General features: G+C 72.0%; 27 protein-coding genes and 1 pseudogene. 15 read left to right on the top strand and 13 right to left on the bottom strand.

What is annotated here, in order from left to right; all coding sequences use genetic code 11:
• The first annotated feature begins 80 nt into the window (after positions 1–80).
• Positions 81–560 (top strand): cysteine dioxygenase, encoded by a 480-nt coding sequence (locus ACZ7PG_RS43975; RefSeq protein WP_470245144.1) that lies wholly within the window; start codon positions 81–83, stop codon positions 558–560.
• A gap of 5 nt (positions 561–565) precedes the next feature.
• Here ACZ7PG_RS43975 and ACZ7PG_RS43970 read toward each other — a convergent pair whose 3' ends face one another.
• The 6 genes from ACZ7PG_RS43970 to ACZ7PG_RS43945 form a co-directional block, all read right to left on the bottom strand.
• Positions 566–1,549: an asparaginase gene (locus ACZ7PG_RS43970; RefSeq protein WP_470245143.1), complete on the bottom strand. Its 984-nt coding sequence runs from the start codon at positions 1,547–1,549 to the stop codon at positions 566–568.
• A gap of 13 nt (positions 1,550–1,562) precedes the next feature.
• A complete protein-coding gene (locus tag ACZ7PG_RS43965) occupies positions 1,563–2,387 on the bottom strand; it encodes a class I SAM-dependent methyltransferase (protein ID WP_470245142.1) in 825 nt (274 codons plus the stop codon).
• The gene (locus ACZ7PG_RS43960; RefSeq protein WP_470245141.1) at positions 2,384–2,764 is read right to left on the bottom strand and encodes a VOC family protein; all 381 of its coding nucleotides are present in this window, start codon (positions 2,762–2,764) and stop codon (positions 2,384–2,386) included. Before ACZ7PG_RS43960 ends, ACZ7PG_RS43965 begins: the two co-directional genes overlap by 4 nt.
• Positions 2,765–2,827: 63 nt before the next feature.
• A complete protein-coding gene (locus tag ACZ7PG_RS43955; RefSeq protein ID WP_470245140.1) occupies positions 2,828–3,568 on the bottom strand; it encodes an FAD:protein FMN transferase in 741 nt (246 codons plus the stop codon).
• Positions 3,565–4,017: an FMN-binding protein gene (locus tag ACZ7PG_RS43950; protein WP_470245139.1), complete on the bottom strand. Its 453-nt coding sequence runs from the start codon at positions 4,015–4,017 to the stop codon at positions 3,565–3,567. The genes ACZ7PG_RS43955 and ACZ7PG_RS43950 overlap by 4 nt, the downstream gene beginning before the upstream one ends.
• A 14-nt stretch (positions 4,018–4,031) precedes the next feature.
• The gene (locus ACZ7PG_RS43945) at positions 4,032–5,378 is read right to left on the bottom strand and encodes a ferredoxin reductase family protein (RefSeq protein WP_470245691.1); all 1,347 of its coding nucleotides are present in this window, start codon (positions 5,376–5,378) and stop codon (positions 4,032–4,034) included.
• Between the two features lie 147 nt (positions 5,379–5,525).
• On the opposite strand from ACZ7PG_RS43945, the gene ACZ7PG_RS43940 reads away from it, so the two are divergent.
• Entirely contained in the window at positions 5,526–6,239 is a 714-nt protein-coding gene (locus tag ACZ7PG_RS43940; RefSeq protein WP_470245138.1) for a response regulator transcription factor, read from the top strand.
• On the top strand, positions 6,236–7,666 hold the full coding sequence (locus ACZ7PG_RS43935) for a sensor histidine kinase (protein WP_470245137.1): 1,431 nt from the start codon (positions 6,236–6,238) through the stop codon (positions 7,664–7,666). The genes ACZ7PG_RS43940 and ACZ7PG_RS43935 overlap by 4 nt, the downstream gene beginning before the upstream one ends.
• Here ACZ7PG_RS43935 and ACZ7PG_RS43930 read toward each other — a convergent pair.
• Entirely contained in the window at positions 7,644–8,294 is a 651-nt protein-coding gene (locus tag ACZ7PG_RS43930; RefSeq protein ID WP_470245136.1) for a pyridoxamine 5'-phosphate oxidase family protein, read from the bottom strand. The genes ACZ7PG_RS43935 and ACZ7PG_RS43930 overlap by 23 nt on opposite strands.
• Positions 8,295–8,374: 80 nt before the next feature.
• On the opposite strand from ACZ7PG_RS43930, the gene pdxR reads away from it, so the two are divergent.
• Positions 8,375–9,745: a MocR-like pyridoxine biosynthesis transcription factor PdxR gene (gene pdxR / locus ACZ7PG_RS43925; protein WP_470245135.1), complete on the top strand. Its 1,371-nt coding sequence runs from the start codon at positions 8,375–8,377 to the stop codon at positions 9,743–9,745.
• A 40-nt stretch (positions 9,746–9,785) separates the two neighbouring features.
• Here pdxR and ACZ7PG_RS43920 read toward each other — a convergent pair.
• Positions 9,786–10,045 (bottom strand): annotated as a pseudogene (locus ACZ7PG_RS43920) (IS481 family transposase); the annotation flags it as partial.
• Positions 10,046–10,250: 205 nt separating this feature from the next.
• On the opposite strand from ACZ7PG_RS43920, the gene ACZ7PG_RS43915 reads away from it, so the two are divergent.
• Positions 10,251–11,345, top strand: coding sequence for a D-alanine--D-alanine ligase family protein (locus ACZ7PG_RS43915; protein WP_470245134.1), 1,095 nt, complete (start codon positions 10,251–10,253; stop codon positions 11,343–11,345).
• On the opposite strand, the gene ACZ7PG_RS43910 is transcribed toward ACZ7PG_RS43915, so the two are convergent.
• Together ACZ7PG_RS43910 and ACZ7PG_RS43905 are read right to left on the bottom strand one after the other, a co-directional pair.
• The gene (locus ACZ7PG_RS43910; RefSeq protein ID WP_470245133.1) at positions 11,342–11,881 is read right to left on the bottom strand and encodes a DUF3515 domain-containing protein; all 540 of its coding nucleotides are present in this window, start codon (positions 11,879–11,881) and stop codon (positions 11,342–11,344) included. The genes ACZ7PG_RS43915 and ACZ7PG_RS43910 overlap by 4 nt on opposite strands.
• Before the next feature lie 19 nt (positions 11,882–11,900).
• Entirely contained in the window at positions 11,901–12,134 is a 234-nt protein-coding gene (locus tag ACZ7PG_RS43905; protein WP_155545137.1) for an Lrp/AsnC ligand binding domain-containing protein, read from the bottom strand.
• 124 nt (positions 12,135–12,258) lie between these two features.
• Between ACZ7PG_RS43905 and ACZ7PG_RS43900 the strand changes: the two genes are divergently transcribed.
• Positions 12,259–13,215 (top strand): thiamine-phosphate kinase, encoded by a 957-nt coding sequence (locus ACZ7PG_RS43900; protein WP_470245132.1) that lies wholly within the window; start codon positions 12,259–12,261, stop codon positions 13,213–13,215.
• A gap of 16 nt (positions 13,216–13,231) precedes the next feature.
• Positions 13,232–13,711 (top strand): GNAT family N-acetyltransferase, encoded by a 480-nt coding sequence (locus ACZ7PG_RS43895; RefSeq protein WP_470245131.1) that lies wholly within the window; start codon positions 13,232–13,234, stop codon positions 13,709–13,711.
• Here ACZ7PG_RS43895 and ACZ7PG_RS43890 read toward each other — a convergent pair.
• Positions 13,698–14,861 (bottom strand): glycoside hydrolase family 27 protein, encoded by a 1,164-nt coding sequence (locus ACZ7PG_RS43890; RefSeq protein WP_470245130.1) that lies wholly within the window; start codon positions 14,859–14,861, stop codon positions 13,698–13,700. The two genes, ACZ7PG_RS43895 and ACZ7PG_RS43890, sit on opposite strands and share 14 nt — an antisense overlap.
• Before the next feature lie 93 nt (positions 14,862–14,954).
• On the opposite strand from ACZ7PG_RS43890, the gene ACZ7PG_RS43885 reads away from it, so the two are divergent.
• The 3 genes from ACZ7PG_RS43885 to ACZ7PG_RS43875 all read left to right on the top strand — a co-directional run bounded on the left by ACZ7PG_RS43885 (position 14,955) and on the right by ACZ7PG_RS43875 (position 17,026).
• Positions 14,955–15,485 carry a gamma carbonic anhydrase family protein gene (locus ACZ7PG_RS43885; RefSeq protein WP_470245129.1) on the top strand — a complete coding sequence of 177 codons (531 nt, stop codon included), beginning with the start codon at positions 14,955–14,957 and terminating at the stop codon, positions 15,483–15,485.
• 30 nt (positions 15,486–15,515) lie between these two features.
• Positions 15,516–16,193, top strand: coding sequence for a uracil-DNA glycosylase (locus tag ACZ7PG_RS43880; protein WP_470245128.1), 678 nt, complete (start codon positions 15,516–15,518; stop codon positions 16,191–16,193).
• Positions 16,194–16,255: 62 nt separating this feature from the next.
• Complete coding sequence (locus tag ACZ7PG_RS43875) at positions 16,256–17,026, top strand: alpha/beta fold hydrolase (RefSeq protein WP_470245127.1); 771 nt, start codon at positions 16,256–16,258, stop codon at positions 17,024–17,026.
• 57 nt (positions 17,027–17,083) lie between these two features.
• Here the strand turns inward: ACZ7PG_RS43875 and rpmB are convergent, their stop codons facing one another.
• Positions 17,084–17,275, bottom strand: coding sequence for a 50S ribosomal protein L28 (gene rpmB / locus ACZ7PG_RS43870; protein ID WP_247062089.1), 192 nt, complete (start codon positions 17,273–17,275; stop codon positions 17,084–17,086).
• Positions 17,276–17,408: 133 nt separating this feature from the next.
• On the opposite strand from rpmB, the gene ACZ7PG_RS43865 reads away from it, so the two are divergent.
• From ACZ7PG_RS43865 to ACZ7PG_RS43855, 3 genes are read left to right on the top strand one after another with little or no spacing between them, the layout of a single operon-like run.
• A complete protein-coding gene (locus tag ACZ7PG_RS43865) occupies positions 17,409–18,986 on the top strand; it encodes a DAK2 domain-containing protein (RefSeq protein ID WP_470245126.1) in 1,578 nt (525 codons plus the stop codon).
• 3 nt (positions 18,987–18,989) lie between these two features.
• Complete coding sequence (gene recG / locus ACZ7PG_RS43860; RefSeq protein ID WP_470245125.1) at positions 18,990–21,143, top strand: ATP-dependent DNA helicase RecG; 2,154 nt, start codon at positions 18,990–18,992, stop codon at positions 21,141–21,143.
• Positions 21,140–21,613 carry a GNAT family N-acetyltransferase gene (locus ACZ7PG_RS43855; RefSeq protein ID WP_470245124.1) on the top strand — a complete coding sequence of 158 codons (474 nt, stop codon included), beginning with the start codon at positions 21,140–21,142 and terminating at the stop codon, positions 21,611–21,613. Before recG ends, ACZ7PG_RS43855 begins: the two co-directional genes overlap by 4 nt.
• Here the strand turns inward: ACZ7PG_RS43855 and ACZ7PG_RS43850 are convergent.
• Complete coding sequence (locus ACZ7PG_RS43850; protein ID WP_470245123.1) at positions 21,573–22,208, bottom strand: TetR/AcrR family transcriptional regulator; 636 nt, start codon at positions 22,206–22,208, stop codon at positions 21,573–21,575. The two genes, ACZ7PG_RS43855 and ACZ7PG_RS43850, sit on opposite strands and share 41 nt — an antisense overlap.
• Before the next feature lie 31 nt (positions 22,209–22,239).
• Here ACZ7PG_RS43850 and ACZ7PG_RS43845 point away from each other — a divergent pair, with 31 nt between their 5' ends.
• Both ACZ7PG_RS43845 and ACZ7PG_RS43840 read left to right on the top strand, forming a co-directional pair.
• Positions 22,240–23,358 (top strand): erythromycin esterase family protein, encoded by a 1,119-nt coding sequence (locus ACZ7PG_RS43845; protein ID WP_470245122.1) that lies wholly within the window; start codon positions 22,240–22,242, stop codon positions 23,356–23,358.
• 62 nt (positions 23,359–23,420) lie between these two features.
• Positions 23,421–25,733 carry a caspase, EACC1-associated type gene (locus ACZ7PG_RS43840; protein WP_470245121.1) on the top strand — a complete coding sequence of 771 codons (2,313 nt, stop codon included), beginning with the start codon at positions 23,421–23,423 and terminating at the stop codon, positions 25,731–25,733.
• Positions 25,734–25,744 lie beyond the last annotated feature (11 nt).

The raw sequence follows: 25,744 nt of genomic DNA, 5'->3' as shown, positions 1-25,744 counted from the left end.
GTCATGTGCGCGTGTCGCTGTTGTCGGTGAACCCCGCCCCGGCCCAGTTCGACACCCCTTTCTCTTCCGTGAGGACCCTCATGTTCGCCGTTCCCGACAACACCCTGCTGCGTCCCGAGAACCCGGCGCTGCGCCACCCGGTGCGCGTCGCGCTGGAGGTCGCCGCCGATCGCGACCGCTGGAAGCACCTGCTGCGCTACGACCCCGACGAGCGTTTCGCGACGCTCGTCCAGAAGGACGCGCAGCAGGAGGTCTGGCTGATGAGCTGGCTGCCCGGCCAGCGCACCGACCTGCACGACCACGCGTTCGCCAGCGGTGCGTTCACGCTGGTCAGCGGCCACCTGACGGAGGCGGTGGCCCGCCGTGCGCCGGGCGGCCGCGCGGTCACCGAGCTGCACGCGCTTTCGGCGGGGCAGTCGCGGGTGTTCGGCCCGGGGTACGTGCACGAGGTGCGCAACGACGGCCCGGACCCGGCGATCTCGATCCACGTCTACCGCGACGCCGAGCGCGAGATGCGCTCGTACCACCTCGACCCGCTGGGCGGCCCGGTCCTGGACTGAACCACTCAGTCCAGGTCGCCGCGGGCCCGGAACTCGCGCTCGATCGCCTCCCGGTCCGCGCCACCGGCCAGCAGCGTGTGCAGCAGGATCCGGGACTTGCGCGCGTCCAGCCAGCCGGCCATCGTCGCGCCCAGCTTGATCAGGCTCGACTCCGAACCGTGGAAGCCGTACGTCGACCGCAGCGTCGGGCCCGCCCCGGTCCGCGAGGCGACGACCACCGGCAACGACGGCACCAGCCGCGCCACCGCGTCGGCCGTGCCGGACGACACGTGACCCGCACCCGTCGCCGCCAGCACGATCCCGCGGACTCCCGGCTGCGAAGCCGCGTACGAGAGCACCGCGCCCGAGTCGTCCAGACCGGACTCCACCACCGGCACCAGCCCGGCGAAGTCCCGGCCGGCCAGGGAAGGCAGCCGCGGCGGCGAGGGGTGGAACCAGTGCACGGCCCGCTCGACGACCATGCCGAGCGGACCCGCCGGCGCCGACGAAAACGCCTCCAGGTGGCTCGAATGCGCCTTCCGCACCCAGCGCGCCGCGTGGACGTCGTCGTTCAGCGTCACCAGCACGCCCCGCCCGCGGCTGCGCGGATCGGCCGCCACGGTCAGCGCGTTCCGCAGGTTCGCCGGGCCGTCCGGGCTGAGCAGGCCCGCGTTGCGCATCGCCCCGGTGACCACCACCGGGACCTCCGACGGCCAGCACAGCTCCAGGAAGAAAGCGGTCTCTTCCAGGGTGTCCGTGCCCTGCACGACGACGAACCCGTCGGCGTCCTGGGCCAATCCCCAGTCGCGGCACCGCAGCAGCGTCGCGAAGTCCATCGACGCGCTGCCGATCCCGGCGAGGGTCTCGGCGAGGACGTCCATCGGCAGGTCGCCGAGGCCCCCGAGCAGTTCCGCGGCGCCGAAGCGGGGGACGGCGCCGCCCTCGCCGGAGACGGGGGCCATCGAGATGGTGCCGCCGAGCGTGGCGACCGCGATCAAGGGACGTGCCATGCCGTCACCCTATTCAGCCGCCCTTGACCGCCTGGAGCGTGTAGCTCGCCGCGACGCGGGACGGTGTGTCCGTCATCCGCCACTCGTCCACGGCCTCGTCGCGCGTCATCTGCCCGGGGATCGCGTTCCACGGGACGCTGTCGTGCTCGGTGAACGCGGTCAGCGCCAGGCCGTTGTCCAGCAGCGCCGTGATGATCTCGCCCAGCGAGTGGTTCCACGAGTGGCTGATGCTGTTCTCCAGCTTCCGTTCCACCTTGACGTACGTCTCGGGCTCGTCGAACACCAGCGGTTCGGCGTGCTCGAAGTACGGGTAGCGCGGCCACGCCGGGTCCGCCGTCTCGTCGAGCGCCCACAGCATCGGGTGGCCCTCGCGGATGAACAGCCGCCCACCCGGCCGCAGCAGGCCGGCGACGACTGACGCCCAGCGCGCGACCGAAGGCAGCCAGCACAACGCGCCGATCCCGGTGTAGACCAGGTCGAACCGCCCGGCGCCGAGCACGTCGACGGCGTCGTAGACGTTGGCCTCGTGGAAGTCGACCGAAGCGCCCGTGGCCGTCGCGAGCCGCCGCGCCGCCGCGATGGCCTCGCCGGAGAAGTCCAGGCCCGTCATCGAAGCGCCCAGGCGGGACAGCGAAATCGTGTCCGTTCCGATGTGGCATTGCAGGTGCACCGCCCGCAGCCCGGTGATGTCGCCCAGGCGCGGCCGGTCGAACCGCACGACGCCGCTCAGGTACGCCGGGTCCGCCGCGAGGGCCGCGAAGCTGTAGTCCGGCGACGCCGCGTGCAGCACCGCGCGTTCGTCCCAGTTGGCCTTGTTGACGGCGAACGAGTCCGTCACGGCGTCGCGGCCCGCTCGGCGGCGCTGCGCAGCACGCAGAACTCGTTGCCCTCGGGGTCGGCGAGCACGGCCCAGCCCCGGCCGTCCGGCTTGCGGAGGTCGTTCACCAGCGTCGCGCCCAGGCCCAGGATCCGTTCGACCTCTTCGTCGCGCGGGACGTCCGGCTGCAGGCAGACGTGCAGGCGGTTCTTGACGGTCTTCGGTTCGGGGACGCGCAGGAACAGCAGGTCGATGCCGCCTTCGAGACCGATGCCGCACTCGTCGTCCCCGGGCTGGTCCTCGTCGGGGATCGGCTTGCCGGTGACCTCGCTCCAGAACTGGCACAGCTTGTAGGGGTCGGCGCAGTCGACGGACACGTGCAGGACGGACGAAGGCATGGCACTCCTCGAAGACGGGTGGCTCCGAGTCTGGCCGAGTACCCGCGCGAGGGCGAACCGATTTCAGGAAGCCAGCGCCAGGCCCGCCGTCCGGTGCACGCGGCGGCTGTCGTCGACGATGAGGATCTCGCAGTCGGGCCGGTCGGCCGCCCAGGCGATGCCCTCGGCGCCCATCGCGAAGGCCGCGGTGGCCAGCGCGTCGGCGGTGACCAGGTCGCGGGCCATGACGGTGACGCTCATCAGCCCCGTCGCCGGCGTCCCCGACCGGCCGTCGACGATGTGCGAGCCGCGCTCGTAGGCCGCCGACGTCGCGATGGCGCCGTTGCGCGACTCCAGCACCGCGCACACGGCCAGGGGCTGTTCGGGGTGGCGCACGCCGACCCGCCACGGCCGTCCGGGTTCCGGCTCGCCGGCCGTGACGACGTCGCCGCCGGCGTTGAGGCAGAACGTCGTCGCGCCCTCGGCCTTGAGCATGTCGGCGGCGCGCTGCACGGCCCAGCCCTTGACCACCGCGCACGGGTCGAGGCCGCGTCCCGGCAGCCGCGCGCGGAACGCGCCGCCGGAGAGCTGCTCGTAGTACGCGCAGAGCTCCAGGACCTCCAGCAGGTCGTCGGTCAGCTCGGCCGCCGTGAGCTCGCCGCGGTCGTACCGGCTGACCTCACTGTCCTCTTTGAACGGGCTGAACTTCGCGTCGACGTCGCGGAACCACGCGAAGACCTCGTCGACGATCTCGGCGAAGTCGCCTTCGTCCCTCAGATCGAGGGAGATCGGCAGGCCCATCACCTGTTCGACGCGCGTGGTCATCTGTTGCCCCTGGCGTCGATGGCCGCCTGCAGCGACGTCTTGTACGACTCGCTCGTCTCGGTCGCCCCGGTGATCGTGTCGATGTCGGCGTTCTGGGCCTTCATGGCTTCTTCCTGCAGGCGCGGCAACGCGGTGAGCGCGCGGCCGTCGTCCGGCGCCTGCAGCAGCGTGACCGCCACCATCCGGGAGCCGGTGAACGTCACCTCGACCTGGACGGTCCCGTAGCTGCTCGACTCCGGCGTGCCCTGGGTCGTGACTGTCGCGTTCGCACTGTCCGGAGTGGACGGAGTCGCGCCCGTCGAGGCCGGCGGAGCGGGCGCGGTGGACGGTGCGGCGACGCTCGGCGGCGGTGCCGCGACGGCGGTGTTGTGCACCGGTCCCGGCTCGAACCGCCAGACCGCGATGAAGCCCGCGATCGACAGCGCGACGACGAAAATGGTCCTCTTCACTGCACCATCCCCCTTTAGGCCGCGAGGCTGAAGCGTTCGGCGTGGACCTGGGCCTTGGGCACCTTCAGCTCGCGCAGGCTGCGAAGCACGGCCGACGTCATTCCCGGCGGGCCGCAGACGAACACGTCCCGTTCGTGCACGTCCGGCACCATCATGTGCAGGTTCGCCGGGCCGAGCATCGCCCCGCGCGGGCCGACCGCCTGGTCCGATCCGGCGAGGACGCTCACCACCGCGCCGCGGGCCTTGGCGAGCCCGTTGAGCTCGGGCAGCAGCACCGCGTCGGCCTGGGTGCGCACCCGGTAGAGGACGACGACGTGACCGTCGATGTCCTCCAGCAGCGCCCGGATCGGCGTGATGCCGACGCCGCCCGCCACGAGCAGCGCGTTGGGACGCTGCTGGTGGATCGTCGTGAACGCGCCGTACGGACCTTCGGCGAACACGCGCGTCCCGATCCGCAAGCTGCGCAGCGACGCGCTGGAGTCGCCAAGCGCCTTCGCGGTCAGGCGCAGCGTGCGGCCGTCGGGCGCGGCGGACAGCGAGAACGGGTTGGCCTGGTACCAGCGGTCCTTCGTGAGGAACCGCCACAGGAAGAACTGGCCCGCCCGCGCCGGCATCTTGTCGAGGTTCTTGCCCGTCATGTAGACCGAAACCACGTCCGGGGCCTCGGAAACCACCGCCGTGACGCGCAGCTGGTGGCGCAGGTTCCGCCACAGCGGGAGCACGACGCGCCCGGCGAGCACGGCGGCGCCGGCGCCCAGCCACATCGTCCACCAGTAGGCCTTGGCCGTCGGCGCGCTCGCGAACGACGTCCCGAGCGCGATCTGGTGCGTGAACGCCAGCACGATGGCGGCGTAGGTGTAGAGGTGGATGAAGTGCCACGTCTCGTAGGCCAGCCGCTTGCGCGCGAACTTCGCCGAAGCCGCGCCCACGATGAGGATGACGGCGAACGCGACCAGCGCCCGCAGGATCCCCTCGAGCGTGTTGGCCATTTCGACCAGCTCGTCGACGACGCCCTTGTCCGACACCTCCGCGTACCCGAACGCGATGAACACGAGGTGCGCCAGCAGCGTCCACAGGATCGTGAAGCCGGTCCAGCGGTGCCACGTCGTGAGCCGGTCCATCCCGATCCGCCGGTCCAGCCAGGGCAGCCGCGCGATGAGCAGCAGCTGGACGGCCATCGCCAGCGCGCCGTACATCCCGGCGAGCCTGCCGATGCTGATCAGCACGTTCTGGGAGAGCCCGGCCTCGGCGAAGAGCACCGTGACGACGGCCACGTTGGCGCCCAGGAAGAGGAAGAGGCCGGATTTCGCGGCGATCCGGGGGCGGATCGCCGGGCGCGTGGCCTCGGCGGTCTGCGTCATGCTGGTCACACGGATTCCCCTCGGGTTCGGTTCACGACGCTCAGCTTCGCCACGCAGCCTGTGGCGAGTCTGGGTACGGGCTGTCGGATTCCTGTCGGCCCGCGTCACGGGTCGCCGCTCGCCCGGGCGCCGGGAGAAGATGGGGTGGTGCAGCCCTCCGAACCCGTGCGCCTGCTCGTCGTCGACGACGAGCCGCACATCGCCGACCTCGTCGCGACCGTCGCCCGGTACGAGGGCTGGCACGCGGTCACGGCCGGGTCCGGCCGGGCCGCGCTCAGCCAGGCCGCGGACTTCGGGCCGGACATCGTCGTGCTCGACCTGATGCTGCCCGACCTGGACGGCTTCACCGTGCTCGACCGCCTCCGGGAGAACGGCAGCACGGTGCCCGTGGTGTTCCTCACGGCCAAGGACGCGACGGCCGACCGGATCGCCGGGCTCACCCGCGGGGGTGACGACTACCTCGTGAAACCGTTTTCCGTCGAGGAGCTGATGGCGCGGCTGCGGGCGGTGCTGCGGCGCAGCACCGGCCTCGCGCAGCAGACCGTGACGCGCGGTGCCGTGCTGCAGGTCGGCGACCTGACGCTGGACGAGGACACCCGCGAGGTCCGGCGCGGTGACCGGCCGGCCGAGCTGACGCCGACCGAGTACGAGCTGCTGCGCTACCTCATGCGCCGCTCGCCCGCGGTGCTGACGAAGGCGCAGATCCTCGACCACGTCTGGGAGTACGACTTCGGCGGCCGGTCCAATGTGGTCGAGCTCGTCATCTCGCACCTGCGGCGCAAGGTCGACGCGGGCGACGGCGAACCGCTGATCCACACCGTGCGCGGCGTCGGGTACGTCGTGCGCCGGGTCAACCGGTGACGCGCTTCTTCCGCCGGTGGTACGCGGCCTGGCAGCGGACGCGGCTGGGTACCCGGATCACGCTGGGTCTCGGCGCGCTCGCGCTGGTCGTGTTCGCCGCCGTCGGCGTCACGATGGTCGGGATCATGCACGGCTACCTCGACCGGCGGCTCGACGACCAGCTGACCAAGAGCCAGAACACGCAGCTGCCGCAGCTGCGGGAAACGCACGGCTCGCCGCAGTCGGTGTACTCGTGGTACTCGGCGCTGTACAAGGTGCGTGACGGCGTCGCGACGCCCCAGCCCGGCGGCCAGCTGCCCGGCGACGCCGAGCAGCTGGCGAAGATCGCGGCCGACGCGGTCGGCGGCGACGTCACGCGCAACATCTACCTGTACGACGACGGCCCGTACCGGGTGCGCGCGTGCCCGGTCGACAACGGTTCGGTGCTGCTGTCGGCCGCGCCGCAGAAGGACCTCGACGGCACGGTCCAGCAGCTGATCTGGGTGGAGGTCGGCGCGTTCGCGTTCGCGCTGGCCGTGCTGGTGGTCGTCGGGCGGCTGGTGCTGAGCCGCGGCCTGCGCCCGCTGGCGGACATGGCCGGGACCGCGCACGACATCGCGTCCCACGACCTCACGGCGAACCCCGCCCTGCCGGCCCGCGCGGCCGGCACCGGTGGCGGTGCCGAAGTCGACGAGCTGCGGACGGCGTTCAACGTGATGCTCGCGCACATCGACACGTCACTGGCGGCGAAGACCGAGGCGAACGAGCGGCTGCGCCGGTTCGTCGCGGACGCGTCGCACGAGCTGCGGACGCCGCTGACGTCGATCCGGGGCTACGCCGACCTTTTCCGCTACGCGGCGGCGAACGAGCCGGCGGAGCGGGAGGCGCACCTGGCGAAGATCCGGTCCGAGACGGCCCGGATGAGCGTCCTCGTCGACGACCTTCTGCTGCTCGCCCGGCTCGACGCGCGCGCGGCCGAGACGCCGTTGCGGCCGGAGCGAGTCGACCTCGCCGAGCTGGCCGGGGACGCGGCGGACGCCTTCGCCGCCGGGCGGCCCGACCACCCGGTGACGTCGTCGTTTTCGCCGGCTTTCGTCTCCGCGGATCCGCTGCGGTTGCGGCAGGTGCTCGACAACCTGCTGGCCAACGCCGCCATCCACACCCCGCCGGGGACCGCGGTGCACGTCTCGGTGGAGTCCTCGGAGTCCTCGGAGTCCGAGGCGGTCGTGCGGGTGGCCGACGCCGGGCCGGGCATCGCCGCCGCCGATCAGGAGCGGATCTTCGACCGGTTCTTCCGCGTCGACGACTCGCGCACCCGCGGCAACGGCGGCACCGGGCTCGGGTTGTCCGTGGTCCAGTCCCTGGTGACGGCGCACGGCGGCACGGTCTCGGTGACCTCGGAGCCGGGCCGCACGGAGTTCACGGTCAGGTTGCCGCTCGCCCGGTGACGTGCGGCGGCGTCGTCCAGCCGGGGGAGAGGTCGTCCGACGGCTCGGGCGCGCCGAAGACGGTCCGGACCGGGAGGACGCCGGCCCACGCGGCGTCGGCGTCGAGGTCCTCCGGCTCGTCGTCCGGGCCCTCGGCGCGCACCTTCACCGACGCCTCGGCGAGGTCGAGCGCCAGGACGCTCACCGCCGCGAACTCCTTCGCGTTGACCTCGCGCGCGTGCTCCCACGAGCCCGGCGCGAGGTGGTCGGTCAGCACCTTCAGGCCGTGCATCTTCGCCTCGGGGTCGGTGACCGCGTCGGCCTTCCCGAAGATGACCGCGCTGCGGTAGTTCATCGAGTGGTTGTTCACCGACCGCGAGTAGACGACGCCGTCGAGCAGCGTCACGGTGACGCAGACGTCGAGGTCCTGCGACGCCGTGCGGAGGCTGGACGCGCCGGTCGAGCCGTGCAGGTAGAGCGTGTCGCCGTCGCGGCCGTAGCCGGTCGGCAGGACGAGGGGCGCGCCGTCGCGGACGATGCCGAGGTGGCAGATCAGGCCCTCGTCCAGGACGGCGTGGAGCGCGGAGCGGTCGGTCACGGCCCGGTGCTTCTTGCGGCCGAGCGTGGTGCGGGGCGTGGTGGACAGCATGCGACCAGCGTCTCCCAGCACAGTGGCATCGGAAAACGGCCACTTCTCGTACACTTGGGAAGTCCACTTGAGGAGGTCCCGTGACCCACGCCGACACCGCGCTCCCGGTCAGCCTCGACCGCTCGGCCGTGACGCCCCTGGCCGTCCAGCTCGCGGACGCGTTGCGCGAAGCGGCCGCTTCAGGCCACCTGCGGGGCGGCGACCGGCTGCCGTCGACGCGGGCCTTGGCGGGACGTCTCGGCGTCAGCCGCACGGTGACGTCGGCGGCGTACGAGCAGCTGCACGCCGAGGGCTGGATCGCGGGGCGGCACGGCTCCGGCACGTACGTGACGACGCCGCCTTCGTTCTCGGCGTCGGAGGTCCCGGCGCCCGCTGTCCCGGCGCCCGAGACCGAGGTGCCGTCGCTGCTCGACCTGGGCCCCGGCACGCCGTGGGCCGACGGCCTGGACCGCTCGGCGTGGCGCCGCGCCTGGCGTGCGGCGGCCGACCCGGACCCGCTGGTGCGCGCGCACCGCGCCGGGCTGCCGGAGTACCGCGCGGCGGTGTCGGAGCACCTGCTGCGCCACCGCGGCCTGGCCGCCGGCTCGGTGCTGGCGACGGGCGGCACGACGGCGGCGGTGGTGGAGCTGGCCGCGGCGGTGCTCGAACGCGGGGACGTCGTCGCCGTCGAGGAGCCCGGGTACCAGCGCGCGGTGCAGGCGTTCCTGCGGGCGGGCATGCGGGTGGTGGGCGTGCCGGTGGACGACGAGGGACTGCGGCCGGACGCGATCCCCCCGGGTGCGAGGGCGGTGTACTGCTCGCCGGCGCACCAGTACCCGATGGGCAGCCGCCTGAGCGCGGCACGGCGGGTGTCCCTGGTCGAGCGGGCGCGAGCGTCGTCGATGCTGGTCATCGAGGACGACTACGACGGCGAGCTGCGTTTCGACGTGGCGCCGTTGCCGATGCTGGCGTCGCTGGCACCGGACGTGGTGGCGCACCTGGGGACGACGTCGAAGATCCTGACGCCGACGCTGGGGGCCGGGTGGATGGTGGCGCCGGAGGCGATCACGTCGGCGGTGCTGGCGTATCGAGATCTGACGGGGACGCGGCCGTCGCCGGCGGGGCAGCGGGTGTTGTACGAGTTCGCGCGGAACGGAGATCTGGGCCGTCACCTGCGGAAACTGCGTCGGGAGATGGCCGAGCGGCGGACGTTGCTGGCGGGGGCGTTGGCGTCGGCCGGGGTCCCGGTTCGCGGGGATGACGCGGGGGCGCACCTGGTGGTGCCGTTTTCGTCGGCTTCGGTGGAGGTTTCGGTTCTCGCGGCGGCCGAACGGCGGGGGATTCGGTTGGACGGGCTGGCGCGGCACTTCGCCGGTTCGCCTTCGGCTCATGGGGTCGCGATCGGGTACGCGGGGTGTTCGCGGGAGGCTTTGGTGGCGGCGTTGCCGACGCTGGTGTCGCTGCTGCGGTGAGGTCGCGGTAGTTCTTGCGTGATGTGGACAACGAGGTCTGGCTGTGTTGACCCGTGAGGTTGGGGACGCGGCTGGCGGGTGGCTGACCTGCGAGTGAGGTGTGTCCTCGGTGGTGGTTGCAAGTGTGCGGCCAGTTCGGTAGCGCTGCTCGGCGTTCGGTTTCGGTGCGGTAGGGCTGGCTGTAGGCCCATTCCTCTGGGTGCGTTTGTGGACGATGCCTGCCTCGCGCAGCGTGTCGCGCCGGAGAAGTGAGTGGTAGCAGGATCCGTTGTCGGTCAGGACCCGCGCGACGGTGATCCCGCAGCTGTTCGCGGCGATACGCTCAGTGGGGTGGCGGTCCCCCCAGGGAGGGCGGGCTCCGCCCTGGCCCGGCGCGGGGGCCCACCGGTCCCTCGACCTACCAGACGCGACACCGCCCGCGCAGGTTGCGCTCGCCGCTCGAGGCCGTCCTCCCGGCGCACGGGGCTCGGCTGTTCGTCGAGGTCACCGGGTACGGTGGCTCACCATGAGCGAGAAGATCCGGGTCGCGGTCGTGTTCGGTGGGCGCAGCAGCGAGCACACCATCTCCTGCCTCTCCGCCGGCAGCGTCCTGGGGAACCTCGATCCGGAGCGGTTCGAAGCGGTCCCCGTCGGCATCACGCGCGCGGGGCGCTGGGTGCTCGGTACCGGGGACTCCGCCCAGCTCGCCATCCGCGGCCGCGAACTGCCGTCCGTCGACGACGGCAAGGGGCTCGTTCTCGCCGGTGATCCCTCCAGTCAGGGCCTCGTCGCCGTCGAGGCCGGGCGGGAGAGTGAACTCCTCTCCCAGGTCGACGTCGTCTTCCCCGTGCTGCACGGCGCCTTCGGCGAGGACGGCACCATCCAGGGCCTCCTCGAGCTCGCCGGCATCCCCTACGTCGGCCCCGGCGTTCTTGCCAGCGCGGCCGCCATGGACAAGGAAACCGCGAAGAAACTCCTTGCCGCCGAAGGGCTTCCGGTCGGGACCTTCGCCGCGCTCAAGCGCAGTGAGTCCACTTTGGACGACGAGGCTCAGGCCAAGCTCGGCCTGCCCGTCTTCGTCAAGCCCTCGCGCGCCGGGTCTTCCGTCGGTATCAGCCGGGTGACGTCGTGGGGTGACCTCGATGCCGCCATCGAGCTCGCGCGGGCCACCGATCCCAAGGTCCTCGTCGAAGCCGCCGTCGTCGGGCGGGAGGTCGAGTGCGGGGTCCTCGAGTTCCCGGACGGGCGCGTCGAAGCTTCGCTGCCCGCCGAGATCCGGGTCCTGTCCGAGGACGAAAACGCTTGGTACGACTTCGAAACGAAGTACCTCGGCGACGACGCCGAGCTGGACATCCCGGCCAAGCTCGACGACGCCCTCACCGAGAAGCTCCGCGCCATGGCCGTCAAGGCCTTCCAGGCACTCGACTGCCAGGGCCTCGCCCGCGTCGACTTCTTCGTCGGCGCCGACGGCGAGCTGACCATCAACGAGGTCAACACCATGCCCGGCTTCACGACGAAGTCCGCGTACCCGAAGATGTGGGAGGTCACCGGCGTGGACTACTCGACGCTGCTGACCACGCTCATCGAGACGGCCATCGCCCGCGGCACGGGCCTGCGCTAGCCGAAGCGCAGCGGCGTCGGCGGCAGCTTCGCCGCCACGGTGTCCGAGATCTGCTGCAGCGGGCCCGTCCCGGCGCTGTCCGGCACCGTCAACGCCGCGTAGACGTCGCGGTCCACGACGTACCACGTCGACGCGCCGTCGCCGGGCACCTGCAGCCACTGCACCTTGTTCACCAGCCGCAGCGCCGCCGTCGGCGTCAGCTCCGGGGGACGATCCAAGCCGCAGCGCAGCACCAGCGGGTCGTCCGAGCCCCACGCCACCGTGGCCGGCGGGGCCGGGTCGGCCAGCGCGCGCACCTTCAGCGTCTTGCCGTTGGACGTCAGTTCGGAGGGCACCGCGCTCATCAGCGTCGTGCAGCCCGGGGCCGAGGCGAAGGGCGCCGGCACGGAGACCAGCGGAAGCGGCCCGGAATCGGCGGAGTCCGCGGAGCGCTGGGTCAGCGCGAAGACGGCGACGGCGACCGCCAGGGCGACGGCGAGCGCGGCCGCGGTGACGAGCACCACCCTGGGTGGGGCACCGGTGTCGGAATCTGGCACCCGACCACTACACCACTGCTCAGAGATGCACGACCGGGCAGGTCAGCGTCCGGGTGATGCCTTCCACGTTCTGGACCTTGGCGACCACGAGCTGGCCCAGCTGGTCGACGCTGTCGGCGGCGGCGCGGACGATCACGTCGTACGGTCCGGTGACATCCTCCGAACTGGTGACGCCCGCGATACTGGAGATCTCGGCCGCCACCGCGGCCGCCTTGCCGACCTCGGTCTGGATGAGGATGTATGCGTGGACCACGGCGCGCCCTTTCGTCGGGATCGGTCAGCTCAGGTAGGAACGTATAGCCAGCTCACCGAAAAACATAGGGCATCCGACTATCGGTGATCGATCTTTGTCCCGGTAGAGAAAGCAGAGGTGACCGGTGTCACCGAACGACGCAACGGTCGCCGAGACCGGCGAGTTCGCGCTCATCCGCGCGGTCACCGAAGGGCGCCGCCAGCCGCCGGGCACGCTGCTCGGCCCCGGCGACGACGCCGCCGTCCTCGCGGCCCCCGACGGCCGCGTGGTCGCCAGCACCGACGTGCTCGTCCAGGGCGTCCACTTCCGGCTCGACTGGTCGCCGCCCGAGTACGTCGGGCGCAAGGCCGTCGCGGTCAACCTGGCCGACATCGCCGCCATGGGCGCCACCCCGACCACCGTCCTGGTCGGCCTCGCCTGCCCGCCCGACACCCCGCGCGACCTGGTCACGGCGCTGGCCGACGGCATGTGGGCCGAGGCCGAACGCGCCGGCATCGGCGTCTCCGGCGGGGACATGGTCCGCGCCGACCAGCTCGTGATCAGCGTCACCGCGCTCGGTGACCTCGGCGACCGCGAGCCCGTGACGCGCTCGGGCGCCCGGCCCGGCGACGTCGTCGCGGTCTGCGGGAAGCTCGGCTGGGCCGCCGCCGGCCTGGCCGTGCTCGGGCGCGGGTTCCGGTCACCGGTCGGCGTCGTCAACGCGCAGCGCTGCCCGGAACCGCCGTACGACGCCGGTCCGCGCGCCGCCCTCGCGGGAGCGACGGCGATGATCGACGTCTCCGACGGGCTCCTGGCCGACCTCGCCCACATCGGCGAGGCCTCCGGCGTCGGCCTCGACGTCCGGACCGCCGACCTCGACATCCCGGCGCGGCTCACCGAAGTCGGGGCCGCGCTGGGCGCCGACCCCCTGGACTGGGTGCTGACCGGTGGTGAGGATCACGCTCTCGTCGCGACCTTCCCGCCGTTCGCCGAACTGCCCGAAGGCTGGCGCACCATCGGCGTCGTGACGATGGCGGACTCCGGGATCACGGTGGACGGGAAACCGTTTTCGCGAGAAGCGGGATGGACGCACTGGCGCTGATCTAGGCTCGGAAAGCGTGAGAATCGTTCCGGTCCCCTACGACCATCCCGACGCGGTCAAGCTCATGGCCGCGGTGCAGCAGGTGTACGTCGAGCGCTACGGCGACGAAGACGCCACCCCGATGAGCCCGGCGGACTTCGATCCCCCGCAGGGCGTCTTCCTGGTCGGCTACCAGGGCGAGGAAGCGGTCGCCTGCGGTGCCTGGCGCGCGCACGACGGCCCCGCGCCGGACTTCCAGGACGGCGACGCCGAGTTCAAGCGGATGTACGTCGCCGATTCCGCCCGCGGCCGCGGGTTCGCGCGGATGATCCTGTCCGAGCTGGAACGCACGGCGGCGCTGTGCGGCCGCAAGCGCGCGGTGCTGGAGACCGGCACCAAGCAGCCCGAGGCGATCGCGCTCTACACGTCCTCCGGGTACGCCGAGATCCCGAACTTCGGCGTCTACAAGGACGAGCCGGAAAGCCGTTGCTACGGCAAGGACCTCACCTCGGTGTGAGCTTCAGCAAGGCCGCCGCGTGCGGGCGCAGGGACGCCGCGATGGCGCCGACGGCTGGGCCGGTTTCTCGGTGGGCCCAGAGATCCCGGACGGTCCACGACCCCGGGATCGCCGCGGAGACGGTCGCGGTGGTGGTGCCGGTGTTGAGCAGCACCACCGCGAACCCGCCGCCGGTCAGCGGTTTCCCCCACACCTGGTAGCCGGGGCCCGCGGCGAGCTGCCGCCCTTGGCCGCCCGCGAAGTCCTGGTCGACGGCGATCGCTTCGGCGTTGCCCAGCGTCGCCAGGTCGCTGTCGCTCAGCTTCGCCGGGTCCGTCCCGGCGAACAGCGGCGCGTTCAGCACGGCCCAGACGCTGAAGTGCGCGCGGGCCTCGTCCGCGGTGAGGGTGCCGTTGCCGACCTGCAGCATGTCCGGGTCGTTCCAGCCGCCCGGGCCGCCGCTGTGGGTCGCGACGGTGGCCTGCTGGTCGATCGTCGCGAGGACGGAGTCCCAGGTCGCGGTGAGGTCGTAGGTGGTCCGCCACAGGTTGGCCACCGGCCGCGCCCAGGTCCAGGGGCTGGAGACGCCGTATTCGGAGATCGCGTAGACGATCGGGCGGGGTAGCGCGGCGAGCTCGTCGCGCATCTTCTCGAACGCCGCCTCGCGGCCGAGGCCGTCGACGGTGTCGGCGTTGCACCAGTCGTACTTGAGGTAGTCGACGCCCCAGCGGTCGAACGTCTCGGCGTCCTGGCGTTCGTGGCCGAGCGAGCCGATGCCGGTGGCGGGGTAGGCGTCGTTGGCCATCGCGCACGTGCGGCTGCCGGGGACGGCGTAGATGCCGAACAGCAGGCCGCGCGAGTGGACGTAGTCGGCGAGGTCGGCGATGCCGTGCGGGAAGCGCGTCGGATCGGCCTGCAGCGATCCGTCGTCGGCGCGCTTCGGGGCCTGCCAGCAGTCGTCGACCACGACGTAGCGGTAACCGGCGTCGCGCAGGCCGGTGTCGGCCAGCGCGTCGGCCGCCTTCTTGACGACGTCTTCGGTGAGGTCGTAGCAGCGGACCTGGTTCCAGCTGTTCCAGCCCATCGGTGGGGTCGCGGCCAGGCCGTTCGCCAGCGCGGGCGACACGGTCGGGAGGCTGAGCACCCAGGTCAGCACGATGAGGAGGAGCACGAGACCCGTGCTCCCGGTACTGGCGTTCCGGTTCGCGGCGATGCCGTGATCCAATCGCACGGGAAGTGAAACCGCAGTCACCCCGGAGGCGGCATGCCGATCTACGCACTCGGTTCGCTCGAGCCGACGATCCACCCCGACGCCTACGTCCACCCCGACGCGACGGTGATCGGCGACGTCCGGATCGGTGCGTTCGCGTCGGTGTGGCCGCAGACCGTCCTGCGTGGCGACCACGGCTACATCGAGATCGGCGAGCGCTCCAACGTCCAGGACGGCTGCGTCCTGCACTGCACCGAGCGGCATCCGACGATCCTCGGGCCGTCGTCGGCGATCGGGCACGCCGTGCACGTCGAGGGCGCGACGATCGGCACCGGCTGCCTGATCGCGTCCGGCTCGGTGGTGCTCAACGGCTCGGTGATCGAGGACGGCGGCATGGTCGGCGCGGGCGCGGTGTTGTCGTACGGCTCGCACGTGAAGACCGGGGAGATCGCGCTGGGCGTGCCCGCGAAGACGCGGGAGAACAAGTCGTTCAGCGCGGAGAACATCGCCATGGTGGTCGATTCCTACGTGGAGCGCGGGAAGCGGTTCCGCGTCGAACTGCGGCGGCTCGACCCGCTCGGGTGATGCCGGCCACGCCCGGTAGGCTTGCGCGCCGTGACCGCACGACCGCTGCAGGACATCGTCGAGGCAGGCTGGGCCGAGGCCCTCGAACCGGTGGCGCCGCAGGTGTCCGCGATGGGGGAGTTCCTCCGCGCGGAGATCGCCGCGGGCCGCACGTACCTGCCGGCGGGTGAACACGTGCTGAGGGCGTTCAAGCAGCCGTTCCACGACGTGCGCGTGCTGATCGTCGGGCAGGACCCGTACCCGACGCCCGGGCACGCGGTGGGCCTGAGCTTCTCGGTGGCGCCGGACGTCCGGCCGATCCCGAAGAGCCTGGTCAACATCTACAAGGAGTACGCCGAGGACCTCGGCCACCCGCTGCCGTCCAACGGCGACCTGACGCCGTGGGCCGACCAGGGTGTCCTGTTGCTGAACAGGGCGTTGACGGTGCAGCCGGGCAAGTCGAACTCGCACCAGGGCAAGGGTTGGGAAGAGGTCACCGAGCAGGCGATCAAGGCCCTCGCGGCCCGGTCGGAGCCGATGGTGGCGATCCTGTGGGGCCGCAACGCCCGCAACCTGCGCCCGATGCTGGGCGAGGTGCCGTGCATCGAGTCCGCGCACCCGAGCCCGCTCTCGGCCCACAACGGTTTCTTCGGGTCGAAGCCGTTCAGCCGCGCCAACCAGCTGCTGGAGCAGCAGGGCGCGGCGCCGGTCGACTGGAAACTTCCGTAAGTTCGGTGTCCGGATCGGGGTGACGGCTCCGACCAGGGGGAAACGGAACCTTGGAGGACACCATGAACGTCACGTCGGCCGACGGCACGACCATCGCTTTCGACCAGCGCGGATCGGGCGCGCCGGTGATCCTGGTCGGCGGTGCGTTCAACGACCGGACGACCGTCGCCGGCCTGGCCGAAGTGCTGGCCGGCGACTTCACGACGATCGCCTACGACCGGCGCGGCCGCGGTGACTCCGGGGACGCGGCCGAGTACGCGTTCGAGCGGGAGATCGAGGACATCGCGGCGCTGATCGCCCACGCGGGTGGCTCGGCGTCGGTGTTCGGGCACTCCTCGGGCGCGGTGCTGGCCCTGGAAGCGGCGGCGGCCGGGCTCCCGATCGACAAGCTCGTGGCGTACGAGCCGCCGTACGCGACTCCCGAACAGGCGCGGGGTGACGTCCTGGGGCAGGTGCGGGCCCAGCTGGCCGCGGGTGACCGCGACGGCGCGGTGAAGACGTTCCTGATGGTCGCGGGCACCCCGGAGGAGATGGTCGAGGGGATGAAGCAGGCGCCGGTGTGGGGCTGGTTCACGGGCCTGGCGCACACGCTCCCGTACGACCTGACGATCTGCGGCCCGGGCGCCCACCCCCGCTTGGACCACCTGGCGAAGATCGCGGTCCCGACGCTGGTCATCGGGGGCGGCGCGAGCCCCGAGGAGCTTCAGGCGGGTGCCCGTGTGGCGGCCGAGGCGGTTCCGGGAGCCCGCCACGCGACGCTGGAGGGGCAGGACCACGGCGTGCTGCAGTACCCGGAGACGCTGAAGCCGCTCCTGCTGGACTTCCTGAAGTAAGCGAAAAAAATGGCGGGTGCTCCGAGGAGCACCCGCCATTTTCGAACTCTTCTCGCCTCAGCCGCGAACGACCTTGCCCGCCTTGATGCACGAGGTGCACACGTTCAGGCGCTTGCGCTGGGAAATACCCACCTTGGCGTGGACGGTCTGGATGTTCGGGTTCCACCGGCGGTTGGTACGCCGGTGGGAGTGCGAGACCGACTTGCCGAAGCCGGGTCCCTTGCCACAGACGTCGCACACGGCAGCCACGTCGAACTCCTTTGGATCTGGGTCATAGAAATGAGCCCAGATGCACTGGGCAACTCGACCATAGTAACTACTGCGGTCGAGGCCCCGAGCACCGGGTCGATACGCTGCCCGGGACCGGGTAGGAGGTTACGGGGTGCGGGTGCTGGACGTGGCTGCGGTGTCGGCCTGGGCGACGGGCTGCGTGCGCAGTCTCGCGAGCCTGCGGCCGGCCATCGACGAGATCAACGTCTACCCCGTCGCCGACTCCGACACCGGCTCCAACATGCTCTTCACGATGACCGGCGCGGCGAAGGAACTCGAAGCCGCGCAACCGGAAGACGCCGCCGAAGCGCTGAAGATCCTCGCGCGCGGCGCCGTCGCTTCGGCCAAGGGCAACTCCGGCGTGATCCTCTCCCAGGTCGTGCGCGGGCTGGCCGACAGCGCCCGGGGAGAGCTCGACGGCGAGTGGCTGGCCACGGCGCTCGGGCACGCCGACGAAGTCGCCACCGGCGCGGTCAGCCGCCCGGTCGCCGGGACCATCCTCACCGTCCTGCACGCCGTCGCCCTCGCTGTGCGCGGCGACACGCTCTCGCTCGGCGAAGTCGCGCAGAAGGCCGCGAAGGAAGCCGCGCACGCTCTCGAGAAGACGCCCCTGCAGCTGCCCGCGCTGGCCAGGGCCGGCGTCGTCGACGCGGGCGCCCGCGGGCTCGTCGCCGTGCTCGACGCGCTGGTCGGCGTGCTCACCGGCGTCCCGCTGCAGCAGGAGCACCCCCTCGAGGTGCACGCGATCCCGCAGGCCGAGGCCTACGCCTGGGAGGTCATGTACCTCCTCGACGGCGTCGACGAGCTGAGCTTGCCGACCCTGCGCAAGGAGCTGAGCGGCCTCGGCGACAGCGTCACCGTGGCCGGCGACGGCTCGGGCAGCCACGCCGTGCACGTCCACTGCGCCGACATCGGCGCCGCCATCGAGGCCGGGCTCGCCCTGGGCCGCCCGCGCAAGATCCGGGTCGAGCCGCTGCTCACGCCCACGCCGATCGAGCCGGGCGGCGGGATCGACCGCACCGTCGTCGCCGTCGTGCACGGTGGTGAGCTGGCCGAGCTGCTGCGCGCCGAGAGCATCCCGGTGCTGGCCGTCGCCGAAGGGGAAACCCCCAGCATCGAGGACGTGATCGGCCTGCTCAACGAGGCCGCGGGGCGGCACGTCACGGTGCTGCCGGGCAGCGTCGCGCTCACCGCGGCGGTCGACACCGCGGCCGGGCACGCGATGGCGGGCGACCGGGACGTCGTGGTCATCCCGTGCGTCTCGCCGGTGCAGGTCCTGGCCGCCCTCGCCGTGCACGACGCCGGGCGCCGCACCAACGACGACGTCGTCGCGATGGCCGAAGCGGCCGCCGCGACCAGGCGTGGCGAACTGCGGATCGCGCGCGAGGAGTCGCTAACCTGGGTGGGCCGGGCCCAGTCCGGCGACGTGGTCGGCCTGGTCGACGACGAGGTGGTGCTGATCGAGCCGGCACCGGCGTCGGAGACGAACCTGGTCGCGGCCGCGATGAACGTGCTCAACCGGATGCTGGCGCTCGGCGGCGAGCTGGTGACGGTGCTGAGCGGGGCCGCCGCCCCGCCCGGGGTCGTCGAGGAGCTCGCGGAGCAGCTGCGGGTCGAGCACCCGGAGGTGGAGCTGACCAGCTACGCCAGCGGCCAGGCGGAAGCCGTGCTGCTGATGGGAGTCGAATAGCCGATGGCCGGACTGCGCGACAAGCTGCCGCTGCTCCTGGGCGCCAAGACGGCGAAGGCGCTCGCCACGGCGTTGGACATCGAGACGGTCAGCGACCTGCTGCGCCACTACCCGCGCCGCTACGCCGAGCGCGGCGAGCTCACCGACATCGCCGGCCTCGAGCTCGGCGAGCACGCCACCGTGCTGGCGCGCGTGGAAAAGGTGAGCAAGCGGCGGATGAAGTCCCGCAACGGGACCATCCTCGACATGGTGATCACCGACGGGAAACGCCGGCTCACCTGCGCCTTCTTCAACCAGGCCTGGCGCGAGAAGGACCTCGTCCCCGGCAAGACCGGCCTGTTCGCCGGCAAGGTGTCCGCCTTCCGCGACACGCTGCAGCTGACCAACCCCGAGTACGAGCTGTTCGACGCCGAAAACGAAGCCGCGGCGATGGACGACTTCCTCGCCGCGATCATCCCGGTCTACCCGGCGGCGCAGGGCATGCCGACGTGGTCGATCGCGAAGTGCGTGCGCCAGGTCCTCGACGTCCTCGAGGTCGACGACGACCCGATGCCGGCCGAGCTGCGGCGGCTGCACAAGCTGTCCGACCTCGACACCGCGCTGCACGGCATCCATCGCCCGGCCAACTGGGCGCACCTGGAGGCGTCGAAGAAGCGGCTGAAGTGGGACGAAGCCATGGCCGTCCAGCTGATCTTCGCGCAGCGGCGCCACTCGGCCATCTCGCGGCCGGCGAAGGCGAACCCGCACGTCAGCGGGGGCCTGATGGACGCCTTCGACAAGCGGCTGCCGTTCGACCTGACCGCGGGCCAGCAGGCGATCGGCGACGAGATCGCCGCGGACCTCGCCTCCGAGCACCCGATGAACCGGCTGCTGCAGGGCGAGGTCGGCTCCGGCAAGACGATCGTCGCGCTGCGGGCCATGCTGCAGGTCGTCGACAACGGGCGGCAGACCGCGATGCTCGCGCCGACCGAGGTTCTGGCCGCCCAGCACGCGCGGTCGCTGCGCGAGATGCTCGGCGACCTCGGCCAGGCCGGCGAGCTGGGCGCGGCGGAGAACGCCACCCGCGTGACGCTGCTCACCGGGTCGATGGGCGCGAAGGACCGCAAGAAGGCGCTGCTGGAGATCGTCAGCGGCGAAGCGGGCATCGTCGTCGGCACGCACGCGCTGATCCAGGACCACGTCGAGTTCGCCGACCTCGGCCTCGCCGTCGTCGACGAGCAGCACCGCTTCGGCGTCGAGCAGCGGGACGCGCTGCGCACCCGCGGTGCCGGCGACACCAGCCCGCACGTCCTCGTCATGACCGCGACGCCGATCCCGCGCACCGTCGCGATGACCGTGTACGGCGACCTCGAGGTCTCCGCGCTGCGCGAGATGCCGGTCGGGCGGTCGCCGATCAAGACCACCGTGGTGCCGGTGGCGGAGAAACCGGCCTGGTTCGACCGGATCTGGCAGCGCGTCCGCGAAGAGGTCGGCAAGGGACACCAGGGGTACGTCGTGTGCCCGCGGATCGGCGACGAGCCGCCGTCGGACAAGAGCGACAAGCGGCCGCCGCTCGCGGTCCTCGAAGTCGCGCCGGAACTGGAGCATGGCGCGCTTCAGGGGCTGAAGATCGGCGTGCTGCACGGCCGGATGCCGCCCGATGAGAAGGACGCCGTGATGCGCGCGTTCTCGGCGGCGAAGCTCGACGTCCTCGTGGCGACCACGGTGATCGAGGTCGGCGTCAACGTCCCGAACGCGACCGCGATGGTGATCATGGACGCCGACCGCTTCGGCGTCAGCCAGCTGCACCAGCTGCGCGGCCGCGTCGGCCGGGGCAGCGTGCCGGGGGTCTGCCTGCTGGTCACCGAGGCCCTCGACGGCACGGCGACGCGCGAGCGGCTGGCCGCGGTCGAGTCGACGACCGACGGCTTCGAGCTGTCGCGCCTCGACCTGGAGCTGCGCCGCGAGGGCGACATCCTCGGTGCCGCGCAGTCCGGGAAGCGGTCCGGGCTGAAGCTGCTGTCGCTGCTGCGGGACGAAGACGTGATCGCCGCGTCGAGGGAGAGCGCGCAGGAGATCGTCGAGAAGGACCCGGACCTGAAGAAGTACCACGGCCTGGCGCAGATGGTCGCCGACGTCGTCGACGTCGACCGCGCGGAGTACCTGGAGAAGAGTTGAGCATTCGCGACGCGACGGTGGCCGACGCACAGGGGATCGGCGAGGTCCACGTGGCGTCGTGGCAGGCGGCTTACGCGGGCCTCATCCCGGAGGACTTCCTCGCGCGCCTTACGGTCGAGCCGCGCGCGGCGTCGTGGGCACGGCAGATCGGCGAGGGCGCCGGCCGGGTGCTGGTCGCCGAGGAGGACGGCGTCATCGCGGGGTTCGCCGCGTTCGGCGACGAACAGCTCTACGCGCTGTACCTGCTGCCGCGGTTCTGGGGCCGCGGCCTCGGCCGGGCGCTCCACGACCGGGTCGTCGAAGGACTGTCCGGCGACAGTGCCGTGCTGTGGGTGCTCTCGACGAACGAACGCGCGAAGGCCTTCTACGTCCGGCAGGGCTGGGTGGACGACGGCGCCACCCAGACCGAGACGATCGACGAAGGCCGCGTCACGCTGGAGGAGACGCGGTTCCGGCTTCAGCTGTCGTGAACACCCCGGCTGCCGCTGCCGCTGCCGCCGCCGCGGCCGCGACTCCGGCGTCCCGCGGTGTGACGCCTTCGCGGGAGACGAACAGGCGGTAGAAGATCGGCCCGCACGCGACCCGCACCACCTCGACGGCGTCCGTGCCGGGCGGGACCTCGCCGCGTTCAACGGCCCTGTCGACGACCACTGCCGAGCGCGCGTGGCGGTCGACGTAGAACTCCTGCAGGGCGTCGGCCGCGCGGGTCGAGAGGAAGGCGGCCGAGATCGACGCCGTTGGCAGCTCGCGCTCGCCCGGCGAGGTGAAGTAGTGGACCAGCTCGAGGTTGATCCCGTGCAGGTCGCCTTCCAGGGACCCGGTGTCCGGGGGCGTCCACTCCTGCTCGGTCCCCATCAGCAGGGCCGCCGCGACCAGGCCTTCAGCGGACTCCCACCGGCGGTACAACGTCGTCTTGTGCACGCCGGAGCGCTCGGCGACCGCCTCGACGGTCAGTTCGGCGTACCCGCGTTCGCCGAGCAGCTCGAGGGTGGCGTTCAGCGCGGCGAGGCGGGTCCGCTCGGTGCGGCCGCCCGGTCGCTTGGTCCCGGAAATCTCGGTTGCCAACTGCTACTCCTGTTGCGTTAGTGTGCCCAGTATGCCAGGACCCGTCGCCGTCACCGAGATCGCCGAGCTGATCGGCGCCGCCGAAGTCGTCGCCATCGGCGAAAACAACCATCACATCCGCGAGTTCGGCGTGCTGCGCGACCAGCTCCTGCGGCACCTCGTCACCGAGTGCGGGTTCACCGTCCTCGGCTTCGAGGGTGGGTACCCCGAAGGGCGGCTCGTCGACGCGTGGCTGTCCGGCGGCCCGGGTGAGGTGGCCGACATCGCGCGGGACGGCTTCACGTTCGGCCTGGGCGACTCGGCCGAAGTGCACTCGATGCTGACCTGGCTGCGTGGCCGCGGCGTCCGGTTCGCCGGTCTGGACGTCCCGAGCTCCGCGGGTTCGCCGGTGCCGTCGCTGAAGGCGGTCCGCGAAGTCCTGTCGCGGGTGGATCCCGCCAATGTGTCCCTTGTGGACACGGCGATGGCGGCCTGTGAGCCGTACGCGTCGGTGAGCAGTGCGGTCGCGCCCGGACGGTACAAGGAGATGAGCGTCGAGGCGCGGGACGCGGCCACCACGGCGCTGACCGTCCTCAAAGGACACGTCGAGTCGCTGGCACCCGAAGCCGCGCACGACGCCGAGGGCGCGTTGCGGATCGACCTGTACCTGCGTGAGCTGGACGCGCTGATGGCCGGGCAGGCGCCGGAGCCGCAGAGTTCGTCGCGGGACACGTACATGGCGGCCACTGTCCGGTTGCTGCGCCGGCGGTTTCCGGGTGAGAAGATCGTGCTGATGCTCCACAACGGACACCTCCAGCGCGTGCCGTTCTCGCCGATGCCGGGCATGACGGCACCGTCGGCGGGCACGCACCTGGCCGCGGAGCTGGGGGACAAGTACTTCGCGCTCGCTTTGACCGCGGTCTCGGGGACGACGGCCGGCCTCGCGCCCGACTCGGACGCGCGGCTCGGTTTCCGGATGTACGAGCAGGCTCTCGACGCGCCCGCGGAAGGCAGTGTGGAGGCGGCGCTGGCTTCTCAGGCGCCGTGCGTGGTCGCGCGGCCCGAGGCTGCCGGCATCCGGCACGCGCACATGTCGGTGTCGGTGGACGTCGCGGCCGCCTTCGACGCGGTCGTCTGCCTGAAGGGGCAGGAAACGATTTTCCGGGCCTGAACCGGACAGGTGTGCCCGTTCGGCTGATTGCCGTAGTGGGTTCGTGGGCGTTTCCTACCGGTATGGCCGGGCGGAGGCGGGCGCTGATCGTCGCCAACGGCGAGTACGACAACGCGGGGCTGCAGCAGCTGGGCTCCCCCGCGGCGGACGCGGACGCCCTCGTCGAGGTGCTGTCCGACCGGGCGATCAGCGACTTCGAGGTCCGGGTGGTCCGCAACGAGACCGCGCACGTCGTGCAGGCCGAGATCGAGGACCTGTGCGCCGAGGGCCGTCCCGATGATGTCCTGCTGATGCACTTCTCCTGTCATGGCTTGAAGGACGACTCGGGCGGGCTGTACTTCGCCGCGCGCAACACCCGGCCCGACCGGCTCCGGTCGACGGCCGTGCCCGCGCAGTTCGTGCAGCAGTGCCTGCGGCAGAGCCGCTCGCGCAGCGTCGTCCTGCTGCTGGACTGTTGTTACGGCGGCGCGTTCGGGCAGGGCGTGGCGGTGCGCGCGTCGGGCGACGCGAACGTGCTCGACAGCTTCCGCGGCGGCCGCGGCCGCGCGGTCATCACGGCGTCGAACTCGATCGAGTACGCCTTCGAGGGCGCACGGCTGGCCGAGGGACAGCCCGCACAGCCGTCGGTGTTCACGTCGGCGCTGGTGGAGGGCCTGCGCACGGGCGAGGCCGACCGCGACGAGGACGGCTGGATCGCGCTGGGGGAGCTGTACGAGTACCTGTTCGACCGCGTCCGCGAGCGCAACCCGAAGCAGACCCCGAGCCGCGACATCGAGATGCAGGGCGAGCTGTACCTGGCGAAGAGCAGACGCCGCCGGATCAAGCCGTCCCCGATCCCGGCCGACCTGGCGGGCGCGATCGGGGCGGAGAACCCGTTCACGCGCCTGGGCGCGGTGGCGGAGCTGCGCAGGCGTCTGGCGAGCGACAACCTGCCGGTGGCGATGGGCGCGTTCGAAGCGCTGAAGTCCATGGCGGCTACCGACATCCAGCACGTCGCGGCGGCGGCCTCGGACGCACTGGGGTTCGCGGTGGTGCGGGTGGACGTGCCGTCGGTGCGGTTGTCGGCGGTCGCTGGTTCGCATGCGTCGGCGGCGCTGCGGGTGGTGGGGCCACCGGTGGCGCGGGAGGTGCGTTTCGAGGCGTCGCACGCGTGGATCCGGGTGGTCGAGGTCGCGGGCGGCGCGGAGCTGTCGGTGACGGCGGGGGAGACCGGAACGCGACGCGGGAAGGTCGTGGTGACCGGGCCGACCGGGGACGTCGTGGTGGCGGTGGAGATCGAGACGGAGCCGGAGCCGGTCGCGGAAGTCAAGCCGGCGCCGGTCGCCGCGGAGGTCGAGCCGGAGCCGGTCGCCGAAGTGCCGGAGTCGCGGGCAGCGGCGGCCGCCGCACCTGAGCCGCTGGTCGAGCCGGAGCCGGTCGCCGCGGCGGAGGTCGAGCCGGAGCCGGAGCCGGAGCCGGTCGCCGAAGAGCCGGAGCCGCGAGCTGCGGTGGCCGCCACGCCAGAGCCAGAGCCGGTCGCCGAGGAGCCGCGACCGGCCGGACCCGTCGAGCCTGACCCCGTGGCGGCGGCGGATCCGGTGGCCGGCACCGCCGGTGTCACGGCGATCGCCGGTGTCGTCTTCGCCCTGCTCGGGCTCGGCCTGAACTACCGCTACGACGAGTACACCCTCGGCCAGTACCGGCCCGGGATGCCGTTCTACGTCGTCTTGGTCGCGGTCTGCGCGCTGGTCGGCGGCGTCCTGGCCCTGGCGCCGCGAACCAGGCAGCGAACCGGCCCGGCCATCCTGGTGGGCGCCGGCTTCGCGGCGCTCTTCGGGCTGCTGCGCTTCATCGGCGAAGGGATCACCCTCGGCTCGGGCGATTCGGAGACCAGCCTCAACGCGGGTTTCGTCTTCGAACTGATCGCCCACGCCGCGGTGGTGATGGCCGCGGTGCTCGCGCTCGTGGCGCTGCACCGCAGTCCGGGCCTCGCCTTCGGCGCCGGCTGGGTGCGGGGATGGCAGCCCTGGGTGGCGATCGCCCTCGCCGGGGTGGTCTCGGCCGGGTGGATCGCCCAGCTGTCCGAGCTGGACTACCTCGATCCGAGCGAAGCCGGCCGGGCCACGGCCTACTTCACCCTCGGCCCGCTCCTGGTCCTCGTGCTGGTGGTCACCGTGGCGGCCCTGCGCCCGCCGGTGGTCGCGTGTGCCGTGCTGGGCGCCGGGACCGCGGGGCTGGCGGGCGTGCTGGGCCCCACGTATTCGACCCTCCGCGAAAACACTTCGCTGACTCTCGCCGGTGAAATCCTCGCCGGGGCGGGGCTCGCCGGGCTGCTGGTGCTCGCCGTCGTCTGGGGCGTCAAGCTGCGGAATCAGCCGATCGAGCGACAGTCCTGAGTTGTCGCCCG

This window comes from Amycolatopsis sp. NPDC114504 (genome assembly GCF_055633595.1).
This window is presented reverse-complemented; position numbering and strand designations above follow the sequence as displayed.